Source organism: Ornithinibacillus bavariensis (genome assembly GCF_018333235.1).
Classification (GTDB): domain Bacteria; phylum Bacillota; class Bacilli; order Bacillales; family Amphibacillaceae; genus Ornithinibacillus; species Ornithinibacillus bavariensis.
In genome coordinates, this window is record NZ_BORP01000004.1 from 212,357 (window position 1) to 231,486 (window position 19,130).

Sequence of the window (19,130 nt, forward strand, 5' to 3'; positions counted from 1 at the left end):
AATGTAAAACCTAAAGAAAGAGCCAATTATCAAATGAAATTTTAATGGAGTTCATTTATGTGGGATATCCGTATGAATAATTATGATAATAACAATACAGCAAGAAGATATGTTGGATACGTTAGTCAGCTGGGGACGACACAACTGCACTTACGTAACCCAATTATAATTGCATGGTGGTCTATTGCTTATCCAGGATTTGGTCATCTTTTGCTTTCGAAATATTTAAGAGGAATGGCGTTATTTATATGGGAAATGGTCATTAATTTAAATGCGCATTTAAATGAAGCGATAATTTATACATTCATAGGAGATTTTGAACAAGCGAAAGCCGTCTTGGATACTAGATGGCTCATGTTATATCTTCCTACCTACTTTTTTGCTACTTGGGATAGTTATCGAACAGCTGTTGATATGAATAAGATAACACTTTTAGCACAACGAGAAAAACATCGTTTCAACTCCTTTGTTCTTGGTGCGTTTGAAATTAACTATTTAGATAAGAGGAATCCCATAACTGCATTATTATGGTCTTTTATCATGCCGGGCTTGGGGCAACTGTATATTCATCGTATAGTTTTAGCAGGCTTTATTTTAATATGGATGGTAGTGATTACTTATTATTCCCATTTTGTAGAAGGGTTAAATTACATATTCATGGGGGAGATTCAAAAAGCAACCGAGGTATTCAATAAAGAATGGCTTTTATTCTTACCTTCGATTTATGGATTTTCTATGTATGATGCTTATGTGAATACAGTTGAAAATAATAAACTTTATATCAGAGAACAGCGATACTATCTTCAAGAAACTTATCAACACCCTAGTTTTAGGGTACGGAAAGAATAAGGTGGTAATAAACAATGCAGGTATTTTCTATTTTTGAACATTCTCCATCACTTGAGTTAGCAATCACAAAATTAGAACAAGAAGGAGTGACAAAGAAGAACATATTTGCTATCCCTATCAATGAATCAGATGAGACATTAAAAATTTTCGATTCGATTCATGATGCAGATGGTTTTTCATTTTTAGATAAATCACTAGCATTGGCAGTTGCTACTGGAGTTGTGGGAACTAGTTTAGGGTTTAATCTTACATGGGGGCCAATTATATGGGGGTTAATAGCAGCATTTATCGGATTCTCTATTGGCTTCTTATGGAATATATGTGTTATCAAGCTTACTAAAAATAGTCGACGAACAGAAAGGAAAATACTCCCTTTAGTAATTTTAGTAGTTGAGTGCGAGAAAGAAAATGTTAAAAGCGTCGAGTTTATTTTAAAAGAACATAAAGCATTAGGAGTTAATACTCCTCATTTAAACGATGATGAAAATTTTTGATTTTTTTGTTTTTCAAAAGTTAACATATTATTAAAGTAATTCTATTCAAGCTTCTACACTCTTTGTAGGGTTTACATCAGATAAATAATTTGAGATGTTTATTCGTTAGCAACCAATACCAAGGAGTGGAAAAAAGAACGTTCTTGGAAACATCCAAACTATTTTTTCTCTCCTACTGATCGAAAAAAGCGAATCCATTCAGATTCGCTCTCAGATTTGAATATAGAATAATATTGCCGCCCACCTATAATGGTAATCATTAATTCTGTGCAATTATATAGGACTACATTTCCGGATCTCGATGATAACCAAGATGTTCCTTTCCTAGTCGCGAAATCTATTAGGATGACATCGTTAAAGCTTATATAAAATTCTAACTCCGAATTCCAACTGGGAGGGTATATCGCTCAAAGATCCATTTTAGGTGGTTCCTCAATCCATCCTTTAGACATCAAGAGGGCAGCTCCTTCTCGTGTGTATTCAAATATATCTTTGGCTTGTACACCTATTTTTGTGATTAAGTCATTTCTCCACAAGAAAGTTGCACTAAATCCTTGACCTCCCAGACTAAAACTACCTAACAGATAATTGCAAAACAGCATAAGCCTATCAGAAAATGGAGCAATGGTTGAAGACGTAACTGTTCCACCAGGTGTTGAAGGAGGTTGAATATTACTTTCTATTAGTATACCTTCATTTTCAAGTATAATTTCTTTTGAAAGCTCCAAACCTTTTGAAAAGTACTTTTGCACATCCTTATCCTTTGCACATTGTGCAAAACCCTTCATTAATTGCATCCCTGTAATGTTGCTTTCGAACGCACGATATAATACACCGAATTCGATGGTATTTAATAATCTTTTTTGCCCTAAAATAGTACTGCCCTTCATGTACTGTTTATCATGTATAAAATCAATTGAACTTGGCATATTGACATAGTTTGGACGTGAAAGAATAGACTTTCCAAGAAGATATTGTGAAATTTATCATAATAATTCTCTGTTATTTCAGTAAGTTGCTTATAAAGTTTTATGATGTCTTCTCTATATGAAATGGTTAAATGCAATGCATACATTCCTGTACTTATTTCCTTTAAAATCCTGCTAAACATAATATCAAAACCATTTTCCCATAGCTTTGGTGCTTCTAAATTGACATCCACTTTTGTAAAGCCTTTTGGAGGTACTGCACCTTCATTTATAAACATAGACTCCATTTCAATAATCTTTGGATGAAGCTGCTCCCACAAGCCTGACATTAGATTTTTAGCTTCTTCATCATCAGCTTTTTCAATAAAGTACTCTAATATTCTCAAAATCATTGTCTTTTTATGATATGTCATCCATAATGCACCTAGTTCTGTGGAGCTCATTTTATATTTATTAGACATATATAAACCTCCAATTAATAATTCTAGACATATTCTTTCCTACCAGATGACAAATATGTATCTTTCAATCAATAATATAGACATTTGTATAGAAGAGGATGCCCATTTTCTTTCTAGGACTTTTCTTCTGTATAGTGAAGTGCTATTTTCGGTTTAATATGCCATAAACTTATAGGCTGAACTGATTATTCTTATGTTTAAGTTTTTTATTTGCTCCTCGAAAGTTTACGTTTTATAATTTCAATAATATTTAAAGCTAGATTTGAATCGAAAAACAAAATGTAAATGGTGGAAATTAATATGAACGTGGTAAAATCGAATGGACACTTGCTTTATCCATATTCGTGACTGAAAGAAAACCGTACTATTTATGAAGGATAAAGATGTGAATCAAGCACGGGTTGAGAGAATAGTTTGTCATAAGTATTATCCAACTCTATTCTTTCAATAAAAGTACTTTACAAAATACATGCAGTTAGCTTTTAAGATATCTGTTTTTAAATTGTAAAAGCTTGAGTAGGCGATTGGAGGGTAGAACTGTGACGCTTGAAAGAGGAATTTATATTATAACTGGAGTAATGGCATCTGGAAAATCCACAATTTCCCAAATGTTAGCAGAGAAATTTGAGAAAGGAGTTCATGTGCGTGGAGATGTTTTTCGAAAAATGATTGTAAAAGGAAACATTGATATGACTCCAAATTATTCCCAAAGTGCGTTAGAGCAATTAAGACTACGTTTTAAGATTGCAGCAAAAGTAGTAGAGATGTATTACAATGCAGGATTTTCTGTCGTGGTTCAAGATAATTATTTAGGAAAAGAGGTCATGGGCTTTCTAGATGAATTCAAATCCAAGCCAATTTACTTCATTACACTTCATCCAAATGTTAATTCAATAATTAATAGAGAGCAAAAACGAAATAAGTCTGGGTATACGGCATGGCAAGTAGAAACGCTTAATAACGTACTATTACATGAAAACCCTAAAATAGGACTTTGGATTGATTCTTCCTATATGACTCCTGAGGAAACGCTATCGGAAATTATTAAGCGTAAAAAAGAAGCCCGTATTAAATAATTATTAGTTGTGAGAGTATATTCTCTAATCCGCTAAAGAAGATTCATTTAAATAAACTAATCTCAAAAAGTCGAATCCTAAGGAATTCGACTCATGAGGTTAAAAATACTTACTAGTTTAGGAAACGTAGTGACCTTCAAAGAAATAGTGATAAAAAAGTGTACCCTTGTATCTAAAATAATGAGAAAATAGAAATTAATACAGCTTTTTAAGTAACAAAAACAATTTCCTCAGGTAGTCCAATAGAATAAGAAAATAGTTAGTTTCTTAAATTTTCTTTAATATTGCACCTGATTCTGGCCCTACGTAAATATTTACTTTACCAAAATCCCTTGTCTGGATAGTGACAACGTTAGCCTGAGGCCTACCAAGCACCTCATATTGTAATCCACCAAATTTCCTTGGATTTAAGAAGCCTTTTTCGTTACCTTTAACCGGCGCAACCGTGGTTGAATAAACTCGCCAACTAAAAGCTGTTTTTGGTAGGTAAAGAATTTCTTTTTTATTTGTCTTACCAGGTAACTTAATCTTTTGCCCGATTAATATGAGATGTTTATTATCGATACCATTAAGTTTAACAAGTGCATCCACTGTTGTATTGTAGGCATTAGCAATCTTTGTAAGATTATCTCCAGCCTTTACTACATAAATATTATTCCCAGTTCCATTTTCTGCCGCAAAGTAATCCTTAACATACTGAGTGGGATCCAGTGTTTTGGCTTTTGGATCATCAATCCAACCAAGAGATGGACTAGACTTTTTTCGCACCTCGTAATGCAAATGCGAACCAGTTACTCTTGCACCCGTAGCACCCTGTTTACCGATAATGTCACCCTGTTTAACTGTTTGTCCTTTTTTTACTGTCACACTAGAAAGATGAGCATAGACATGAGCCCGATTGTATTTATCTTGAATAACGACTACATTACCGTAGCCTCCGACACCGGTACCACTTACTCCATTTCCAGCGTACAATACTTTACCCGGTATGAATGCACCAACCGGTGCTTGATGACCCTTAACTAGATCAATCCCATCATGAAACGTATTCCTTTGACCAGTAATCGGATCTGTACGGTACCCATACGGACTTGTAACTCTATAACCTTCGAATGGCATTACTAACACACCTCCTTACTTCATACTATTTTTTAGTAACAATTTTTGATTGATCAAACAAACCAGCTGCAGACAATCCAATCATTAATCCATACATAATTTGCTCTTTCAAAGTACCACCAACATAAAAAATACCTGCTAGTAGCCCTAAAACCAGAGATGCCACAGGTAAGTACCTATTAGATAATCCTAGGTGTTTAATTAATTCAGTAAAAGCTAAGACAACTGTGATAATTAATGCTATTTCAAACATGATTTACACCTCTTTTCATATAAAAATGGCATATTGGTTTAATCTTTTTTACTTTATTTCGACCCTGATAGTAAATTACCTCGGCGGTAAGCGCTCTTCAATATCGTCTAGTTTTGTAATGACAATATCGTATTTTGTACTAAATCCTTTAAGAATTTCGTTCTGATCATCTATAGTTTGATAGAGTTTTTTTTCTCTCTCCTGAGATTCTTTTCTACTAGAATAAAAAAGCCATACAAAAAGGACCGCGAATGGCCCTTGTGTGAGGAAATATTGAATTAATGTTTCGTCCATAGCGAACCCCCATATTCATTACTTAAAAATAAAAAGCACCACTAAGGGTGCTTTCATAAGTTAATGATCTTTTTTAAATGTGTTCCCAAATACATCCCTAAATATGATTTCTAAATGAGAATCATCTAAAATAGTTATTTTTTACCAATAAATCATTGTAAATCTGATGCCATAATTATCTTCCAGGTGATTGTTTAATTCACTTTCCTCTATATCTCTTTATAAAGTAAGCCTCATATCATCGATTGACAAGGTGTTTACCTTCTTTTTGACAGATACTCATTAACATGTCAACTATGCATAATAAAAATTAAGAGATAACAACTCTTATAATAAGAATATGCCTTAAATTGGTAATTTACTTCAACAATTCATTATCCATCTTTTTAAAGCCTTTTTTAATCTTATCAATAAGCGTTGGTCTGTCATTCCCAAAGACTGCTTCAATTTGAAAACCACTAGCTTCATATACCTCTTTTATTTCCGTAATAGGAGCATCCATTGTAACACCCCAGTCCATATTTTGAATGGTTACGGAATCTCCTAAATCATAGTCGATTTCATACTTTAAAGGTGACTTTGTAAGTACTTGTCCCTCCAGATAGTTTTCTTGCAGCAGCTTTTCCAGTTCTAATTGTCCTTGTGCTGTTAGATCGTTTATAATATCCTGACTCGGTCTTGCTACACCATCAACTTCCTCCTCGATGTCACGAGCATCTACAAAGATTTCATGACGATTGATTCCTGTTGCATCACCTAATTCCACTATCCTGCGATCCATTCCCTCGCCTTGCCCTGCTATATACGCTACATTTCGATAGTTTAATTCGCTTTCAGAGTACTTAAGATTCTTTAAAGAATCGAAATTAGGACTGAATATAACTGGAGGTAAGCTGTTCTGTGTTGCAATCAGATTACGACCTTCCTTCACATCAAAAACATACTTCTTATTAGTTAAATCTATTGTAATATCCCACCCTAAACCGCTTGCTAAAGACTGTTCTGTTACTTCTTCAGCTAAGTTTTTATACCGTGATTGCCAAGTTAAAACCCCACCTCGGTTTAGGTTGTTAGCAATCACTAAATTAGGAATAATTCGTTTTGGATTAACTGGATTTACTGCGTTTACATTCACATAATGCTTCATGACTTCCTCTGCTGAACCCTGCTTATTATCGTACGCAGAATGACTAGGAGGTATAGTTATCCGGGATGCTAATATAGACTTAAAGGATGGAGCTTTAATAATCCAGTTTTCAGTAATCTTTCCATTCTCATCAAGTTCAATTTCACGGTGTTTGATGATGAAGATTTTATGCAATTGCCCCCCCAATATTAAAAGGACACCCTTTTGTAACAAATGGGCGTCCTTCATATATCGATTTATTCTCAAGTCAAGACTTCCTACTTCACTCCAGCTTCTAGTTACTACAGCAGATTCATAGCTATCTATTTCGGTTAGCAGCTCGAAATCTGGTGTCATAACTCTAATTGGTTTCATCAGAATATTCCTCGCCTGTCATATCCTTGTATTCATCCGCTGTTAGGACTTCTAGACCTACCAAAGTTCTCAACTGAATCTTAGTAGTCCAGTGCTTAATGTATCGATCTCTCCATTTTTCAAACTCGGTCATTCTATAACCCTCCCATCAGTAAACGAATTTCCATATCAGACAATTGTCTTCCAAGAATAATCTCTTGAATTTCTCTTTCTGATTGGTTGATTCCTAATATTTCAATATCAGTTAATGGTCTTGGGGCGTTTTTTTCGGCTTCGATTTCCTTTTGAGTTTTCCATTTAATTTTAGCCATGATATACACCAACCTTTAACTCAGAATGTTCTTTCCATTCAGGGAATTTTTCTGCGTGTGTTGCATTACTTCCATAAAAATACAATAATTGTACGTAAAGTTCCCCGTTAACACGCTTAGCTGATCGAATAGGAGAGTCAGGTAGAATCGTTTCAATGCTGTCCAGTTCACCATCGGCATATTCCGTAAAGTCGAACAAGTCTTCCTCTCCATTATAATGTACTATAATTTTGTCATTATCGAATTGATATAGTATCACATCGCTAGACCTATATGGACTGAAGAGTACCTTCATTATTTCCACCTTCCTATAGCAAATAGATTAACACTTATCGATTGGTAGTTTGGATCAGAATTTGCTGAAACACTGTGTGTTCGTATAATCCATGAGGAGCTTTGTGCACCTGATACGGTATCCTTAAGTGCATCCATTACAATAGTACTCATAGAATTACTTGCCCAACTACCACCATATACTTCGGTAAATCTTGCAGGATAATCAAATTGTTGTGGACTAGTAGTTTTTACATTAAAAGGAATATTTCTAAATACCATTTGCAAACCATTTGCCCAACGAATATACGATCCATTTGCATTTTTACCTTCTTCAACAATTACACTATCTTCAATTAGCGACATGTTCGTTAGCTGCATTGCCTCTTTATTTTCTGTGTTCATTTCTATTAACTCATCTACAATACTACCAATATTATTCGGGTATTTTATCTTAACAGACTCTGTTAAAGCAGAGTTATTCGGCATAATTAGATAGTCTACAGTATATTGTGCTTTTGGATCATAATTCTTCCGTGCAATCGTTAGTCTTTCATTTCCCAAAGCATCATCATCAAATACTCGGTACCAACCATTATGTGATGCATCTTCACCAATTGTCTCCGATATGCCATCTTTATAGATTGCGATAATTCTGAATACCTTGTTCTTTAAAAGTGAGTTAGGATAAGTCAACCGATTCAGATAAACAAACTCACTCATGACGTGTGGTGTAGTAATCTCCCTAGTAACCATGCCCTCCGATAGTCTAATATGATTCACACCCTTGTTCAATTTAAGTTCACTAAAAAATTGAACTGGTATTACTGATTGTTCTCCAAGTTGGTAAATGAAACGATAGGGTTGCCACTTAGAGTTATTTGGAGCTGGAAGAGACGGAAGAATTGCACCAGTTCCTGAATTAATAAGTTTTCCGGTAGAATCTCGATATGCCCACCGTTTATTTAACCCGTCTGTACGATTGTATACCCCATTTATCGATTGCCCGCTCGAACCATCATACATTCTCCAACCGTTAAAGAATGCTTTAACCTCGTCTATAGTTGGTTTATAACCTTGACCCCAGCCAGAGTCTTGATTTAATACAGACACATAAAGATTTCTATTGTTTGAGCCTATTTGAATAGCGTCAGCAGTCCAAGATTCGCCTCTTGGGTTTAAGATTTCACCATTGTATTTTACAACACAACCAATATTTGCATTATCATAGGCAGTTGTATCAATCATATTAGTAACTGCTAAAACTTTATATCCATTTTGGTCTCCACTCCCTACACTGTGGTACCAATCTAGCTCTCCATTTAGTATTATTTCTGTTTGGTTAGTAATCTTAAAAGGCTTCCCATTTCGCCACTCCAATCTATCCCCCTCGTAGAAATAGCTTTGAATAGACTGTTGTGAAATAAGATTATCTTCTTCATCTTTTACTTGAATAGCTGGAAAACGAATTGGTTGTATGCTCTCAACTAGTGATGGCTCTTGCCCACTTTTTGCCAAAAGGAGCCTATTAATCGAAAAACTATAAGCTTGGTCATCAGACAAATTAAAAGAAACCCTTGTTGTATTAGAGCTAGTTGTAAATGAAAATACACCCGATGATTCTGTTACATCATGCTGTGTATGTGGTATAGAATCGCCTTCGCTATACTCTGACACACGAAATCGTAGTGTTGCAGAGGACGGTAGGGTAAAATCATAATGAACATCATATGTCTTACCAGTTTCCACAGGAATTAATCCAAAACCAGTTTGTCCATACGCAGCCTGAAAAGTCACCTCTGCTTTTCTGTTGTCGTTCTCGTTAACTGATATTCTTGCATTATGGGCAAACCATGCACTAGAATCAAACGGTGGCACTAGCTGGATTTCTGTTCTACCCTCTAGTAATACTAACCTCGCAGGTGTATCCCTATTGGCTTTTACAACATTTTCTCTATACTGTAATGTAACTGTCTCAATATTTCCACCTTTTAATTCATCTTGCATCACGAATCCTTCTGTTTGCTGATTCTCAAACCATTCTTTCCACTCTTGCTCATATTGTGACTTTGTATTGTCAGTTTCTAATGAAATAGTTGCAAAAAAATTATCCCATTCCTCTTGGAATTGATTAGTAGGTAATGTAATTAATGATTGTACTAATCCACATAGATTCTCATTTAAACGTTCATCTACTAAATCTTGAGCCTGTAATGAACTTGTATTTGCCCTTACTCTGATTTGAGCTAATGACAATTCATATATAAATTCATCTCGTGTCAATTCTGGCGGTAATGGGTTTTCGGATGCTTCACCTTGCAAAACAAAAAGTTTAATATATCTCGATTGATTCCGCTTATCTAAGCGTAGGACAATACGATCAATTCGGTCCAGCATAATTTCTGGCAAACTATGCTCCAACGTTAACATAGTTGTATTTTCATAAGCATATCCTTGCATGATTGCTTTACCTGGGCTTACTACTGTATTTAAACCAGTTCCAACAGATACTTGCATTCCAGGTAGCTCATTGGTATGGAGTAAACCTGTGCTTAATACATTACCAAAATAATCCGCAAAATCAGCAGATTGATATTTTCTTGGGTCTCCTGGAGCGCTATTAAAAAATTTACTTATTTCAGCCATTTCATCACACTCCTACATATTGTTTACTATAATAAATGTTAAAAATAGCGCCTTGTATATCACTATCAGCACTATACTCTATTTCGTTTTCTCCAATCTGCAAGAGGAAAAATGTACTTTCTAAATCAATCCAATTAAATACATTTCTCTCTGTTCCATCTGGAGAAACAAAAAACACCGATTTATCACCCGGTGTTGTATCAATTCTCATATATTCGCCCTCTTGTAATCTCTGGTTCACTTTAATAAACTCTCCAGTCGTGTTGTTTATCACGATAGGATTAGTTGCAGGACCGTAGAACTCAATCTGAATCGGAGTTGGGGCATCACCATCATTAATGATTGTTCTTAAATCGCGTTGAATTCCCATTTCAAACGCCCCTTCGAACGGAAATTCAAATAAAGCTTCAAAGGTTGGGGCTTCTGTAATTTGTTCGGATTTCCAGTAAGGGTTGGGGCATATTAGACTCAACATACCCCTTTGGAAACGAGATGTTTCATTAGTAGATCCCCCTGGAAAATTGGGCCCTGATTCAGCTGTAGCTTCTATTTCAAAACTAACACCTCCATAATTTAAAAAAAGTGTTCCGATCCCAAATTTCGGATTAAATACTTCACTAATATATCGCCTTAATTCGTATATCTCTTTTTTGTTATTCGCGAATATGCCAAATTCTATTGAAATTGAACGGGGTTCTAGAATGCTATCTATATGAGTTGCCCCATCTTGATATGGAGCTGATTGAAGCTGGACATCAACATCAGATCCACCAACCCCATCAATATTAAAGATTCGAAATTGGCAGCCTTCCTTAAATTCAATTGATTGACCTCTACTATTCGAGAATCGTATCATTCCTTAACCACTCCACTCCATAGCCAATTGGCGACTTGCTTGTTTCATCCTACGTGCGTTTTCAGATGGACTTGTAGGATGTGGGCTATTAATTGTAATATGCTGTGTTATTCCCTCAATTCCTGTATTTCCACCTGAATATTCAAGTGTCTGCCTACCACTCATGCGACCAGCTTCCCTTGCATAGCGCATGGAAACGTCATGCGGGATAACTTGTGAACCAGTTGGAAGCAAAGCAAGTTCTCCACGACCACCTTCATTCATATAGGCAAATCCACCAATCCAGTCATTTGTACCGTGATACAATTGTGGGATATTGGATATGTTCACACCAGGTATTTTATTGATTAATCCAATAGCTAAATTGATTCCACCGATTACCCCATTGATGAAGCCCTTTACATGACCAACTAGTTTTTCAACACTACTGGAAATCCCACTGAATATATTTGATACTATCCCTGTTAATCCTTTCCAAGCACCTTGGATAGCTGAAAATACACCAGAAATTATTGAACTTACCGTGCCCATAACTCTTGAGACAATTCCAGAAATGGTATTAAATACTCCGGAAACGATACTACTTAATTTGGCTATGATTTCAGATATTTTTGCTATTGCATTGCTTATATATAGCATAATCCCTTGCCAAATTTCTGAAATGATCGAGAAAACAGTAGTAAATACGCCGGTCACAAAATATATGATTGGAGTTATCACACTAAAAATTATTGAAATTATACTCGCTATATATGTGACAATTGGAGCGATAATACTGATAATGGTTGTAATTATTGCTGCAATAAAGGCAATAATTGGCATAATAGCTGCTATTATATTAGCTATTACTTGTATAACCACAGTTAGTATAGAGATGACGACTGGAATTATTGCCTCGAATATGGCTATCACAGCCCCGATAATGGCAATTAAGGCTGGAGCTACAGCAGTAACGATGTTCGAAATTGTATCGATTAGAAGTAGGATAACAGGTAATAGTGCATCAAGCACTACAGAAACTAATGGAAGTAGTTGTGATACCAACCCTATTACTGTAAGAACTAAAGACATTACCACAGGAACTAATTGAATAAATAAATCTAATAGAATAGGCAGTACAGCCATAACAATACTCATGATTGTTGTTCCTAGCTGTACTATAAAAGGAATAAGCATACTAACAGCACTGATTACCACTGGGATAATTGCCGTCGCAAATTGCCCAAAGGCATCAAAGACCTTATTTCTGAATTCCTCATTGTTCGCCATTGCAATACCGAATGCGATACCCAACCCAATTATCGCTCCAGCAATTAATCCAATAGGACTAAATAGAAATGAGAAGAGCGTAGAAAGAGTTCCCACTCCTGTAGCTAAAGTTCCTATTATTTTCAACGCAGGACCAATCCCTACTAAAATAGATGCACCAATTCCCACGGAATTCAAAATGACGCCTTGCATAGACGGGGATAGTCCATCAAATTTAGCCTTTAGCTCTAACATTTTTGTTATAAAACTACTAAAAGCTTCACCAAACTTCACCCCTAGTTCAGCTGCCTTTTCCTCTATTACTCCTAAATAGTTATTAAAATCGGCTAGCATTGGTTTAATAATGGAGAAAAATCCACCACCCTTGCCTCCAGCATCTAAGAAGTTGGCTCCTATTCTTGAAATAGAATTTCCTATATTAGCAACTGATCCGCTGAAAGAGGAGTCCCCCATAATCTTTGCTGCACCACCAATATTGGTTTCAATCGCATTCAGAAACATTTCCGAAGAGATCCCACCAGATGATGCCATTTCCATAATCTTATCTGTTGATACTCCTGCTTCATCCGCTAACCATTGGAATATAGGTATGCCCGTACTAGCAAGCATATTCAGTTCACCAGTATAGGCTTTCTGGGAAGTCTGAACTTTATTTAAAATGGATCCCATTTCAGACATTGAAGTTCCGGCGATCGCTGCCGCATCTCCTGTTAGGGATAAATATCTTGATAACTCTTTTCCCGGCTTTATTCCAGCAGCAACTGCACTAGATGCGGCAGTAGCTGCTTCATCCATTCCAAAAGAAGTACCTCTTACTGAATCAAGAGCCGAGTTCATTATCCCTTCTACACTCTTTGCATCAAGTCCAAGAGCTTTAAGCTTCGCTTGTGCTGTATCAATCCCTGTTAATTGGTTAAATCCTTTAACAAGAGTCATTCCAGTCAATGCCTTTGTTGCGGCAAGTGCTGGAGTAGTTATTTGTCTTGACAGTGTATCTCCTACACCGCTTATGGACTTTCCAATATCTTTTAATCCTTTTCCAAAAGATGCGGTTTTTTCTTGCATATTAGCCAAGACTTCCTGTGCTTGTTTGAAACCTTTCATCAATCCTTTAGAATCTACGGTTAATTTTGCCGTAAGTGTATTATCTGCCATCTACTCACCCACTTTCTCTTGTGGCTTTTTAACACCTGTAGCTTGATAAACACGATCCACCCAAGACTTACCTTTACGTTCCTCAATTTCTAAAATTACTTTAATTGCATTTTCGTTATATTCCTTGTCTGCTTTTTCCTGTTTCTTCTTATATAGCTCTATGAACCTTTTATTCTTTTTCCGAAGGGCATTATTAACTGCGTTTAGGACAGCATTCCTCAAATGAGTCATCTCACTTATTAACCTTGTTTCATATGCCTTGTAAATAAAGCGTTTTTCTAATTCGGTAAGCTCGTTATAATCCCGTTTGGAATAACCGAAATTAACTGCAAAAAAAGCAAAGTCCCGTTCTTTCTCATAGGACTTTGCAATTGCTTCTAGTTTTTTTTGCTTATTAGTTATCGGTTCGTTTGCCTGACTAGTATCGAAATATTCATAATCAATTAGCTCTAGCGGAACAAAAAACCCAAATCTTCTTGAAGTTTACCAACTACGGCAGCATTAATGTTTCCGTAACCTTCCTCTTTTAATAAACTTTCAAAAATATCTTGTGCTTTTTTCCCAGCTATAGTTGTTTCTTTTGTCGTGTTATACAGACCAACTGTGAATAAGGCTTCGAGTAAGCTAAAGGATAAGATTCCCTGGGACTGACTTAATTCTGACATCATTGAGACCTTATGCATTGTTTCAACCGTTTTAATTTTATTCATGTTAAATCTTAATTCAAGATTATCTCCATCTACTACAAACATTCAACATTCCCCTTTCTTATTCTCCAGCTGGAGCTTGTGGTGCATCTTCTAAATCAACTAAAGCACCTGTGCCTTGTAATGTTATGCTATAAGTTACTGCATCATCATATGGTGCTTCAATCGGGTAACTAGTAAGAATAGCCAGTCCACCAAACATGTCTGTTTTCGCTTTTTGGTTAGTAACTTTAATAAGAACAGCATCATCACCTTCATATAAAGCGAGTAATTGTTTATGTGAATCATGATTGCGCACATAAACACCGTCATTATCAATCGACCATTCTTTTGTTCCGCCTAGAAATTCCTTCCATCCACCTTCTGTGTCTTTTGAGGTAACCTCAATTGTATCCTTGTCACGATTGATGGTTAAGCCTTGCTGCCCTGCAATAGCTAGCAACTTTGTTCCCGTATGATCCCATAACGATAATAAAATATCTTTACCTGCAATTGCTTTCTGTAATTTACCTGTTAACTCTGAATATAGTTCTGTACTCACTAAGAATCACTCCTCAATTTTTAATTTAAATCCGTATGATACCTTAAATACAAATGATAATACGGCATGTTTTTCTTCCGTTTCAGGTTCCTTATAGTTAGAAACCAATCCACTCTCTACCTGATCCCATACTTCATATCCTTCTGGTAGATTGATATATTCCGTTAATGCTTCATCAACTGCCTGGATATTTTTATAATGCTCTACATTGTTATTAGCCGCCTCTGATAAAACATGAACATGGATAACATATTCATGGATAAACATGGTTTTTGTATTCCTTGGTTTAGAATTAACAAACTCAAGAAACGCATAAGGTAAAGGCTCATTTATCGGGTTACCATCCAGGCATTTCAATCCAGTTCCTTCATGAATACGCTCTTGAATGGACTTGTGTAAGTCTAATAGAGATAATTTTTTTAGCATTACATTTCCTCATTTCGCCATTTCAACAATCAAGCCTTAGGCGGTTTTCCTTTCAGCTTTTCTTTCATTTTTTCATTAGAAATCTTTTCTACTAATTCACTAAATACTTTTACAGCTTCGCCTGTTTTTTCAACATCTTCACGTACGACAAATTCAAGAATTTCTTCTGTTGCCGTAATACCGGATGCAGATAAGGCCGTTGAAGCTTGCCTTCCAAGTTCATATTTATTTTGGGCTGCCTTCAGCTCTTCGTTTTCACGCTTTAGCCTCTTCAATTCGTTTTCCCATTTGTTCTCTGCATTTATCTTGGAAAGCCTTTTTGCTTCTTTAACTGCCTCTTCCTTGTCGATGATTGCCCGTGCTACACGAGCTTGGATTATCCTATTAACTTGTTCTTGGGTGAAAGTATTTTCTTCGTTTTTATCGTTTTCAGGGTTTTTACTATCCCCTCTATACGGATCTTTGTCTTCACCATTATCTTCGGATTTGTCCTTATCATCAGCAAAGAATTGCAAATCAAGTTTTAAGAGCTGACTACTTGATCCGCCGATATCATTTCGTTTAAAAAACGGTAAAGTTAAATGTAATAAAAATGACATAGATATTCTCCTTTTTATAGTCTTGTTCGACTTTTGATTCCTTGCATCTTTTATTGCCATAAGCATGTTTTGGGCATAATAAAAGCACTATAGTGTTAGTGCTAGACAAGAATTCTAGATTTCCTTACCCCTTGGGAGGCATTCTCTTTTCTTTCTTTAGCTCATCTAATAATTTCAACAATCTACTTAATTGATATTTGATAATGTTTCGAAGCACTTCCAACTAGTTTTTATCCCTTATAGGCTTCTCCTACAAAATTTTGTTTCGGGTGAACACATAATCAATATTCAAATATTCTTCTCGATCCACGCCAAAATTAGTAGGAATGGCAAACATCATTTTAAATCGTTTGACCATACCGTTATGGAATTTACGCTCTTTCAACCGTGCTACATTTTCCAAAGTTTGCAGTGTAGACTTTGGGACTGAAGAGTTTCCAAAGTTCTGATCTGAAGTACTCGGTACCATCGAAATTTGGAAAATTAGTTTTTCCAATCTATCCAATAAGTATTCTCTTGCCTCGACTTCATACGGTTTATCAAAAAAATGGACTACTTTACTCTCACTATCTTTATTAGCTAAACTTATCATCCGTTTATTTTTGATCGAAACCTCATCTAAATCTAGACCGAAAACTGAAAGGTTAGCATCTGCAAAATACTCAATTTCAAGTACTTCGTTGGATAGCGCCTTCTCATAGGTATTAATTAATGTTTCCACATCTTCGAACGCTGATTTCCTTTCCTCATTCTCCACATATTCAATAATCGGGACATCACCAAAGAAATGCTGCTCTGCATCATCCTCAATAATTATTCCTCCAGAATCCGTTGTATAGAATTTCCGCTGCTCTTCTTTTGAATAAATAGTTCCAAAGGTATTGCCATCTGAGTCGTATAATACCCGTACCCCATATAATGGTTCCTGGGAAATGGTATTCTCGTAGATAACAAAAGCACTCTGAGGCTGTAAGTAGGTAACCCTTGTAGTTGCATCAACATCCTGGTAAAGAAACTCATAAGCATGTCCATAAATCGAACACATCTTTGAAAGCTCGGCATTTTTATCATTCAGTCTATTTCTCTTGGCAATCACTTTCAACTTTTCGTCCACTTTCTTATCTTCATGAATTGTTTTTATAGAATTTCCAAGAAAATAACCGTTCAATGTATCAACAATATACTTCGCATAGTTGACCACTAAACGGTTATCCGATTTACCCACATTTATTTCATCTTCATATGAAATGTCGTGTTTTCTTTTATACATATTCATCAGCCTATTATATCTTGGGATTCTTGCTGCATGGTTATCAAGATAACCTTTCAATTTCTTACTTGTTAAGTACTCTTCAGGGTCCATTGTGAAAAATTCCAATTACAGCCCTCCTTTAATAGTTAAAGTTTGTTTGTTTCGGGATAGATTCTTTATATCCTTACCTACGTGAATATAGGAAAAGGTATCATTATTTTAATGTTTTAAAGTTGTTGTCCTACATGCGACTGACAGAAGAAGCGATTAATTAACACTAAATCAATTCGTGCTAAATCATTTGGTATAACTTCTACAGTATGCCAATCCCTTGTGACCTTTCCACCCTCTTTACGAAGGTATTTTGTAAGGTCTATTTCTCCGTCTAACATATTAAATGGAACCTCAACCCCGTCAATTTTAACTACTAGCTTAGTTGGAAGTTTATCATATTCATAAATACCATATTCCATAGGGTGTGTATGAGCCGGGATGTTAAGGGCTGGAATGGTGACACTAAAGTCATGTGTATGATTAGGCACTTGATGTGTGTGATTAGATACTGTGTGTGTATGTGGTTGCAATGTTAAAGTATGCCTATGTTGTAAGTGAATTGTGTTTAGTCTATGGAAATGATAATCGTAATTCGGACCTTCCGGATCCTCAGTTAATACAAATGCGCCAGGTTGAAAGTCACCTACGCCACTTGATGTATTAACTCCACCGCCAGCAGAAGTAGTTTGACCTCCTCCAGCACTTGTGGTAACTCCTCCTCCCGCTGCCGTAGTTTTCGCCTCAACTATACTTTCACGCAAATACTGACCACCTGCTCTAGTAGCCCTTACGTGGGTACGAAACGGACTAGTTCTTATACGTAATTTTGATTCATTAACATATACCATATCAGCTGGAAACGGAAATTCAATAATCGCAGGAAAATTTGGATCGCAGTTCTCGTTATATGGGATAACGTTAATATTCGTAGCACCTTGCGAATACGCATCGTTAATCTGCTGTTTACGTTCGATATCCGCCTGTATAGTCGTAATATCATCAAGTCTATTTGCGATTTTATAATCGACGTTATATTCCTCGGATAAGTCCGGAATGTTCTCTTCAATAATACGTCCATAATACGTTTTATTTTCGACTATTATCCGCGTAACTCCGTTTAATACTCGCCGTTCATGCGCATATTCCGGTAGGACGGATAAGTCCGCTGCATTAGCCGTAAAAGAAATCGTCGGCTCTTTCCATTTGTCGAGGAGAGCTTGCGCTGACGCTTTTAAGGACTCTGCGTCCTCAAACCGCCGGTCAATCCAAATATACGAAATCTTTCCCCATTTCGCGATTGATTCGTCATCTTTTAAATAACGCATACCTCCGTTAACGTCCGCGATAGTAAGTCGATTAACGCCTTCTCCACTACCTTTCGGAATAATATAGTTAACAATCGACGATGGGTCGGATACTTCCTCGAACGAAATCATATCCTTTCCCCAACGGATTTCCGCCTTTACATCATCAGGTGCGCGCTTTAAGTTAAGCGTCCACGGATACGAGGTAGTATCAAAGGTAAACTCAAAAGGTTCGTTAAACGGTTCTGGTATCGATAGTATTGGCGCTAGTAATCCGTTCTCATTCTCGAAGGCGTAGTGGAAGTATCTTGTAAAATCAACGTCACCTAATCGCCAATGTTTCGTTTCTTGGCGGTCAAGTAGCGCCTGCAATACATACCGCGTAGTCTGATTCGTAAATTGATGATAACCGTCTAGTACATCGTCCATAAGCGTTGACAATACGTGATGACAGGTGTACGTTATTTTATCGTCCGATTCCGACTTCGATGTCATCGTCGGCATTATGCGGTAAAGTCCATAGTATCGTCCGGTAGGTGACGTGATGTCTACGTAATATAGGTGCGAACATAAATCATTCTTTTTGTCGTTTTTAGGCAAAGAAAAAGACGCGGTCCACAATTCATTGACGCGTCTAGTAACGGATATATCGAAGGCGTTTTCGAGTACGCCTATCTTGGTCATGTTTTTGTCTTTTATAATTAATATAGGACATACCTCCTAATAATAGACACCTCGGAAATGGTATCTATGAAAATTTC

Annotated in this window: 22 protein-coding genes; 3 read left to right on the top strand and 19 right to left on the bottom strand. The window is 36.2% G+C overall.

All coding sequences use genetic code 11. The features are described 5' to 3' along the window. Window positions 1–72 precede the first annotated feature (72 nt). Both KI338_RS11675 and KI338_RS11680 read left to right on the top strand, forming a co-directional pair. Entirely contained in the window at window positions 73–849 is a 777-nt protein-coding gene (locus KI338_RS11675) for a hypothetical protein (RefSeq protein ID WP_212921177.1), read from the top strand. Window positions 850–863: 14 nt separating this feature from the next. Next, entirely contained in the window at window positions 864–1,343 is a 480-nt protein-coding gene (locus KI338_RS11680) for a hypothetical protein (RefSeq protein ID WP_212921178.1), read from the top strand. A gap of 407 nt (window positions 1,344–1,750) precedes the next feature. Here the strand turns inward: KI338_RS11680 and KI338_RS17775 are convergent, their stop codons facing one another. Together KI338_RS17775 and KI338_RS17780 are read right to left on the bottom strand one after the other, a co-directional pair. After that, on the bottom strand, window positions 1,751–2,272 hold the full coding sequence (locus tag KI338_RS17775; RefSeq protein WP_306345312.1) for a DUF3231 family protein: 522 nt from the start codon (window positions 2,270–2,272) through the stop codon (window positions 1,751–1,753). Continuing rightward, on the bottom strand, window positions 2,230–2,733 hold the full coding sequence (locus KI338_RS17780; RefSeq protein WP_244853573.1) for a DUF3231 family protein: 504 nt from the start codon (window positions 2,731–2,733) through the stop codon (window positions 2,230–2,232). Before KI338_RS17780 ends, KI338_RS17775 begins: the two co-directional genes overlap by 43 nt. Before the next feature lie 539 nt (window positions 2,734–3,272). On the opposite strand from KI338_RS17780, the gene KI338_RS11690 reads away from it, so the two are divergent. Continuing rightward, entirely contained in the window at window positions 3,273–3,809 is a 537-nt protein-coding gene (locus tag KI338_RS11690) for a phosphotransferase-like protein (RefSeq protein WP_244853576.1), read from the top strand. Window positions 3,810–4,076: 267 nt separating this feature from the next. Here KI338_RS11690 and KI338_RS11695 read toward each other — a convergent pair whose 3' ends face one another. The 17 genes from KI338_RS11695 to KI338_RS11775 all read right to left on the bottom strand — a co-directional run bounded on the left by KI338_RS11695 (window position 4,077) and on the right by KI338_RS11775 (window position 19,077). Beyond that, a complete protein-coding gene (locus tag KI338_RS11695) occupies window positions 4,077–4,928 on the bottom strand; it encodes a peptidoglycan DD-metalloendopeptidase family protein (protein ID WP_212921179.1) in 852 nt (283 codons plus the stop codon). Between the two features lie 25 nt (window positions 4,929–4,953). Beyond that, window positions 4,954–5,181: a holin gene (locus KI338_RS11700; RefSeq protein ID WP_212921180.1), complete on the bottom strand. Its 228-nt coding sequence runs from the start codon at window positions 5,179–5,181 to the stop codon at window positions 4,954–4,956. Between the two features lie 75 nt (window positions 5,182–5,256). Next, a complete protein-coding gene (locus KI338_RS11705) occupies window positions 5,257–5,475 on the bottom strand; it encodes a BhlA/UviB family holin-like peptide (protein ID WP_212921181.1) in 219 nt (72 codons plus the stop codon). A gap of 358 nt (window positions 5,476–5,833) precedes the next feature. After that, window positions 5,834–6,976, bottom strand: coding sequence for a siphovirus ReqiPepy6 Gp37-like family protein (locus tag KI338_RS11710; RefSeq protein WP_212921182.1), 1,143 nt, complete (start codon window positions 6,974–6,976; stop codon window positions 5,834–5,836). After that, window positions 6,963–7,109 (bottom strand): XkdX family protein, encoded by a 147-nt coding sequence (locus KI338_RS11715; RefSeq protein ID WP_212921183.1) that lies wholly within the window; start codon window positions 7,107–7,109, stop codon window positions 6,963–6,965. Before KI338_RS11715 ends, KI338_RS11710 begins: the two co-directional genes overlap by 14 nt. A 1-nt stretch (window position 7,110) precedes the next feature. Next, window positions 7,111–7,287, bottom strand: a complete 177-nt coding sequence (locus KI338_RS11720; RefSeq protein ID WP_212921184.1) for a hypothetical protein — start codon at window positions 7,285–7,287, stop codon at window positions 7,111–7,113. Then, a complete protein-coding gene (locus KI338_RS11725) occupies window positions 7,280–7,582 on the bottom strand; it encodes a hypothetical protein (protein WP_212921185.1) in 303 nt (100 codons plus the stop codon). Before KI338_RS11725 ends, KI338_RS11720 begins: the two co-directional genes overlap by 8 nt. Then, a complete protein-coding gene (locus KI338_RS11730; protein ID WP_212921186.1) occupies window positions 7,582–10,206 on the bottom strand; it encodes a hypothetical protein in 2,625 nt (874 codons plus the stop codon). The genes KI338_RS11725 and KI338_RS11730 overlap by 1 nt, the downstream gene beginning before the upstream one ends. A 4-nt stretch (window positions 10,207–10,210) precedes the next feature. After that, complete coding sequence (locus KI338_RS11735) at window positions 10,211–11,062, bottom strand: phage tail family protein (RefSeq protein ID WP_212921187.1); 852 nt, start codon at window positions 11,060–11,062, stop codon at window positions 10,211–10,213. A 3-nt stretch (window positions 11,063–11,065) separates the two neighbouring features. Beyond that, window positions 11,066–13,486: a phage tail protein gene (locus tag KI338_RS11740; protein WP_212921188.1), complete on the bottom strand. Its 2,421-nt coding sequence runs from the start codon at window positions 13,484–13,486 to the stop codon at window positions 11,066–11,068. After that, entirely contained in the window at window positions 13,487–13,708 is a 222-nt protein-coding gene (locus KI338_RS17925; protein ID WP_373306341.1) for a hypothetical protein, read from the bottom strand. Between the two features lie 227 nt (window positions 13,709–13,935). After that, on the bottom strand, window positions 13,936–14,238 hold the full coding sequence (locus tag KI338_RS11750; protein WP_212921189.1) for a segregation and condensation protein B: 303 nt from the start codon (window positions 14,236–14,238) through the stop codon (window positions 13,936–13,938). A 16-nt stretch (window positions 14,239–14,254) separates the two neighbouring features. Then, window positions 14,255–14,734: a phage major tail protein, TP901-1 family gene (locus KI338_RS11755; protein ID WP_212921190.1), complete on the bottom strand. Its 480-nt coding sequence runs from the start codon at window positions 14,732–14,734 to the stop codon at window positions 14,255–14,257. 6 nt (window positions 14,735–14,740) lie between these two features. After that, window positions 14,741–15,160, bottom strand: coding sequence for a DUF5072 family protein (locus tag KI338_RS11760; protein ID WP_212921191.1), 420 nt, complete (start codon window positions 15,158–15,160; stop codon window positions 14,741–14,743). 29 nt (window positions 15,161–15,189) lie between these two features. Then, on the bottom strand, window positions 15,190–15,759 hold the full coding sequence (locus tag KI338_RS11765) for a DUF4355 domain-containing protein (protein ID WP_212921192.1): 570 nt from the start codon (window positions 15,757–15,759) through the stop codon (window positions 15,190–15,192). Between the two features lie 250 nt (window positions 15,760–16,009). Then, window positions 16,010–17,137, bottom strand: a complete 1,128-nt coding sequence (locus KI338_RS11770; RefSeq protein WP_212921193.1) for a phage portal protein — start codon at window positions 17,135–17,137, stop codon at window positions 16,010–16,012. 101 nt (window positions 17,138–17,238) lie between these two features. Beyond that, window positions 17,239–19,077, bottom strand: a complete 1,839-nt coding sequence (locus KI338_RS11775) for a phage tail spike protein (protein WP_306345315.1) — start codon at window positions 19,075–19,077, stop codon at window positions 17,239–17,241. Window positions 19,078–19,130 lie beyond the last annotated feature (53 nt).

Coding starts and splice junctions, on each gene's coding strand:
- KI338_RS11675 (WP_212921177.1), top strand. CDS start 73: ATGAATAATTATGATAATAACAATACAGCAAGAAGATATGTTGGATAC.
- KI338_RS17775 (WP_306345312.1), bottom strand. CDS start 2,272: ATGCCAAGTTCAATTGATTTTATACATGATAAACAGTACATGAAGGGC.
- KI338_RS11730 (WP_212921186.1), bottom strand. CDS start 10,206: ATGGCTGAAATAAGTAAATTTTTTAATAGCGCTCCAGGAGACCCAAGA.
- KI338_RS11680 (WP_212921178.1), top strand. CDS start 864: ATGCAGGTATTTTCTATTTTTGAACATTCTCCATCACTTGAGTTAGCA.
- KI338_RS11695 (WP_212921179.1), bottom strand. CDS start 4,928: ATGCCATTCGAAGGTTATAGAGTTACAAGTCCGTATGGGTACCGTACA.
- KI338_RS11715 (WP_212921183.1), bottom strand. CDS start 7,109: ATGACCGAGTTTGAAAAATGGAGAGATCGATACATTAAGCACTGGACT.
- KI338_RS11720 (WP_212921184.1), bottom strand. CDS start 7,287: ATGGCTAAAATTAAATGGAAAACTCAAAAGGAAATCGAAGCCGAAAAA.
- KI338_RS11760 (WP_212921191.1), bottom strand. CDS start 15,160: ATGCTAAAAAAATTATCTCTATTAGACTTACACAAGTCCATTCAAGAG.
- KI338_RS11705 (WP_212921181.1), bottom strand. CDS start 5,475: ATGGACGAAACATTAATTCAATATTTCCTCACACAAGGGCCATTCGCG.
- KI338_RS11725 (WP_212921185.1), bottom strand. CDS start 7,582: ATGAAGGTACTCTTCAGTCCATATAGGTCTAGCGATGTGATACTATAT.
- KI338_RS11710 (WP_212921182.1), bottom strand. CDS start 6,976: ATGAAACCAATTAGAGTTATGACACCAGATTTCGAGCTGCTAACCGAA.
- KI338_RS11700 (WP_212921180.1), bottom strand. CDS start 5,181: ATGTTTGAAATAGCATTAATTATCACAGTTGTCTTAGCTTTTACTGAA.
- KI338_RS11765 (WP_212921192.1), bottom strand. CDS start 15,759: ATGTCATTTTTATTACATTTAACTTTACCGTTTTTTAAACGAAATGAT.
- KI338_RS11735 (WP_212921187.1), bottom strand. CDS start 11,062: ATGATACGATTCTCGAATAGTAGAGGTCAATCAATTGAATTTAAGGAA.
- KI338_RS11740 (WP_212921188.1), bottom strand. CDS start 13,486: ATGGCAGATAATACACTTACGGCAAAATTAACCGTAGATTCTAAAGGA.
- KI338_RS17780 (WP_244853573.1), bottom strand. CDS start 2,733: ATGTCTAATAAATATAAAATGAGCTCCACAGAACTAGGTGCATTATGG.
- KI338_RS11750 (WP_212921189.1), bottom strand. CDS start 14,238: ATGTTTGTAGTAGATGGAGATAATCTTGAATTAAGATTTAACATGAAT.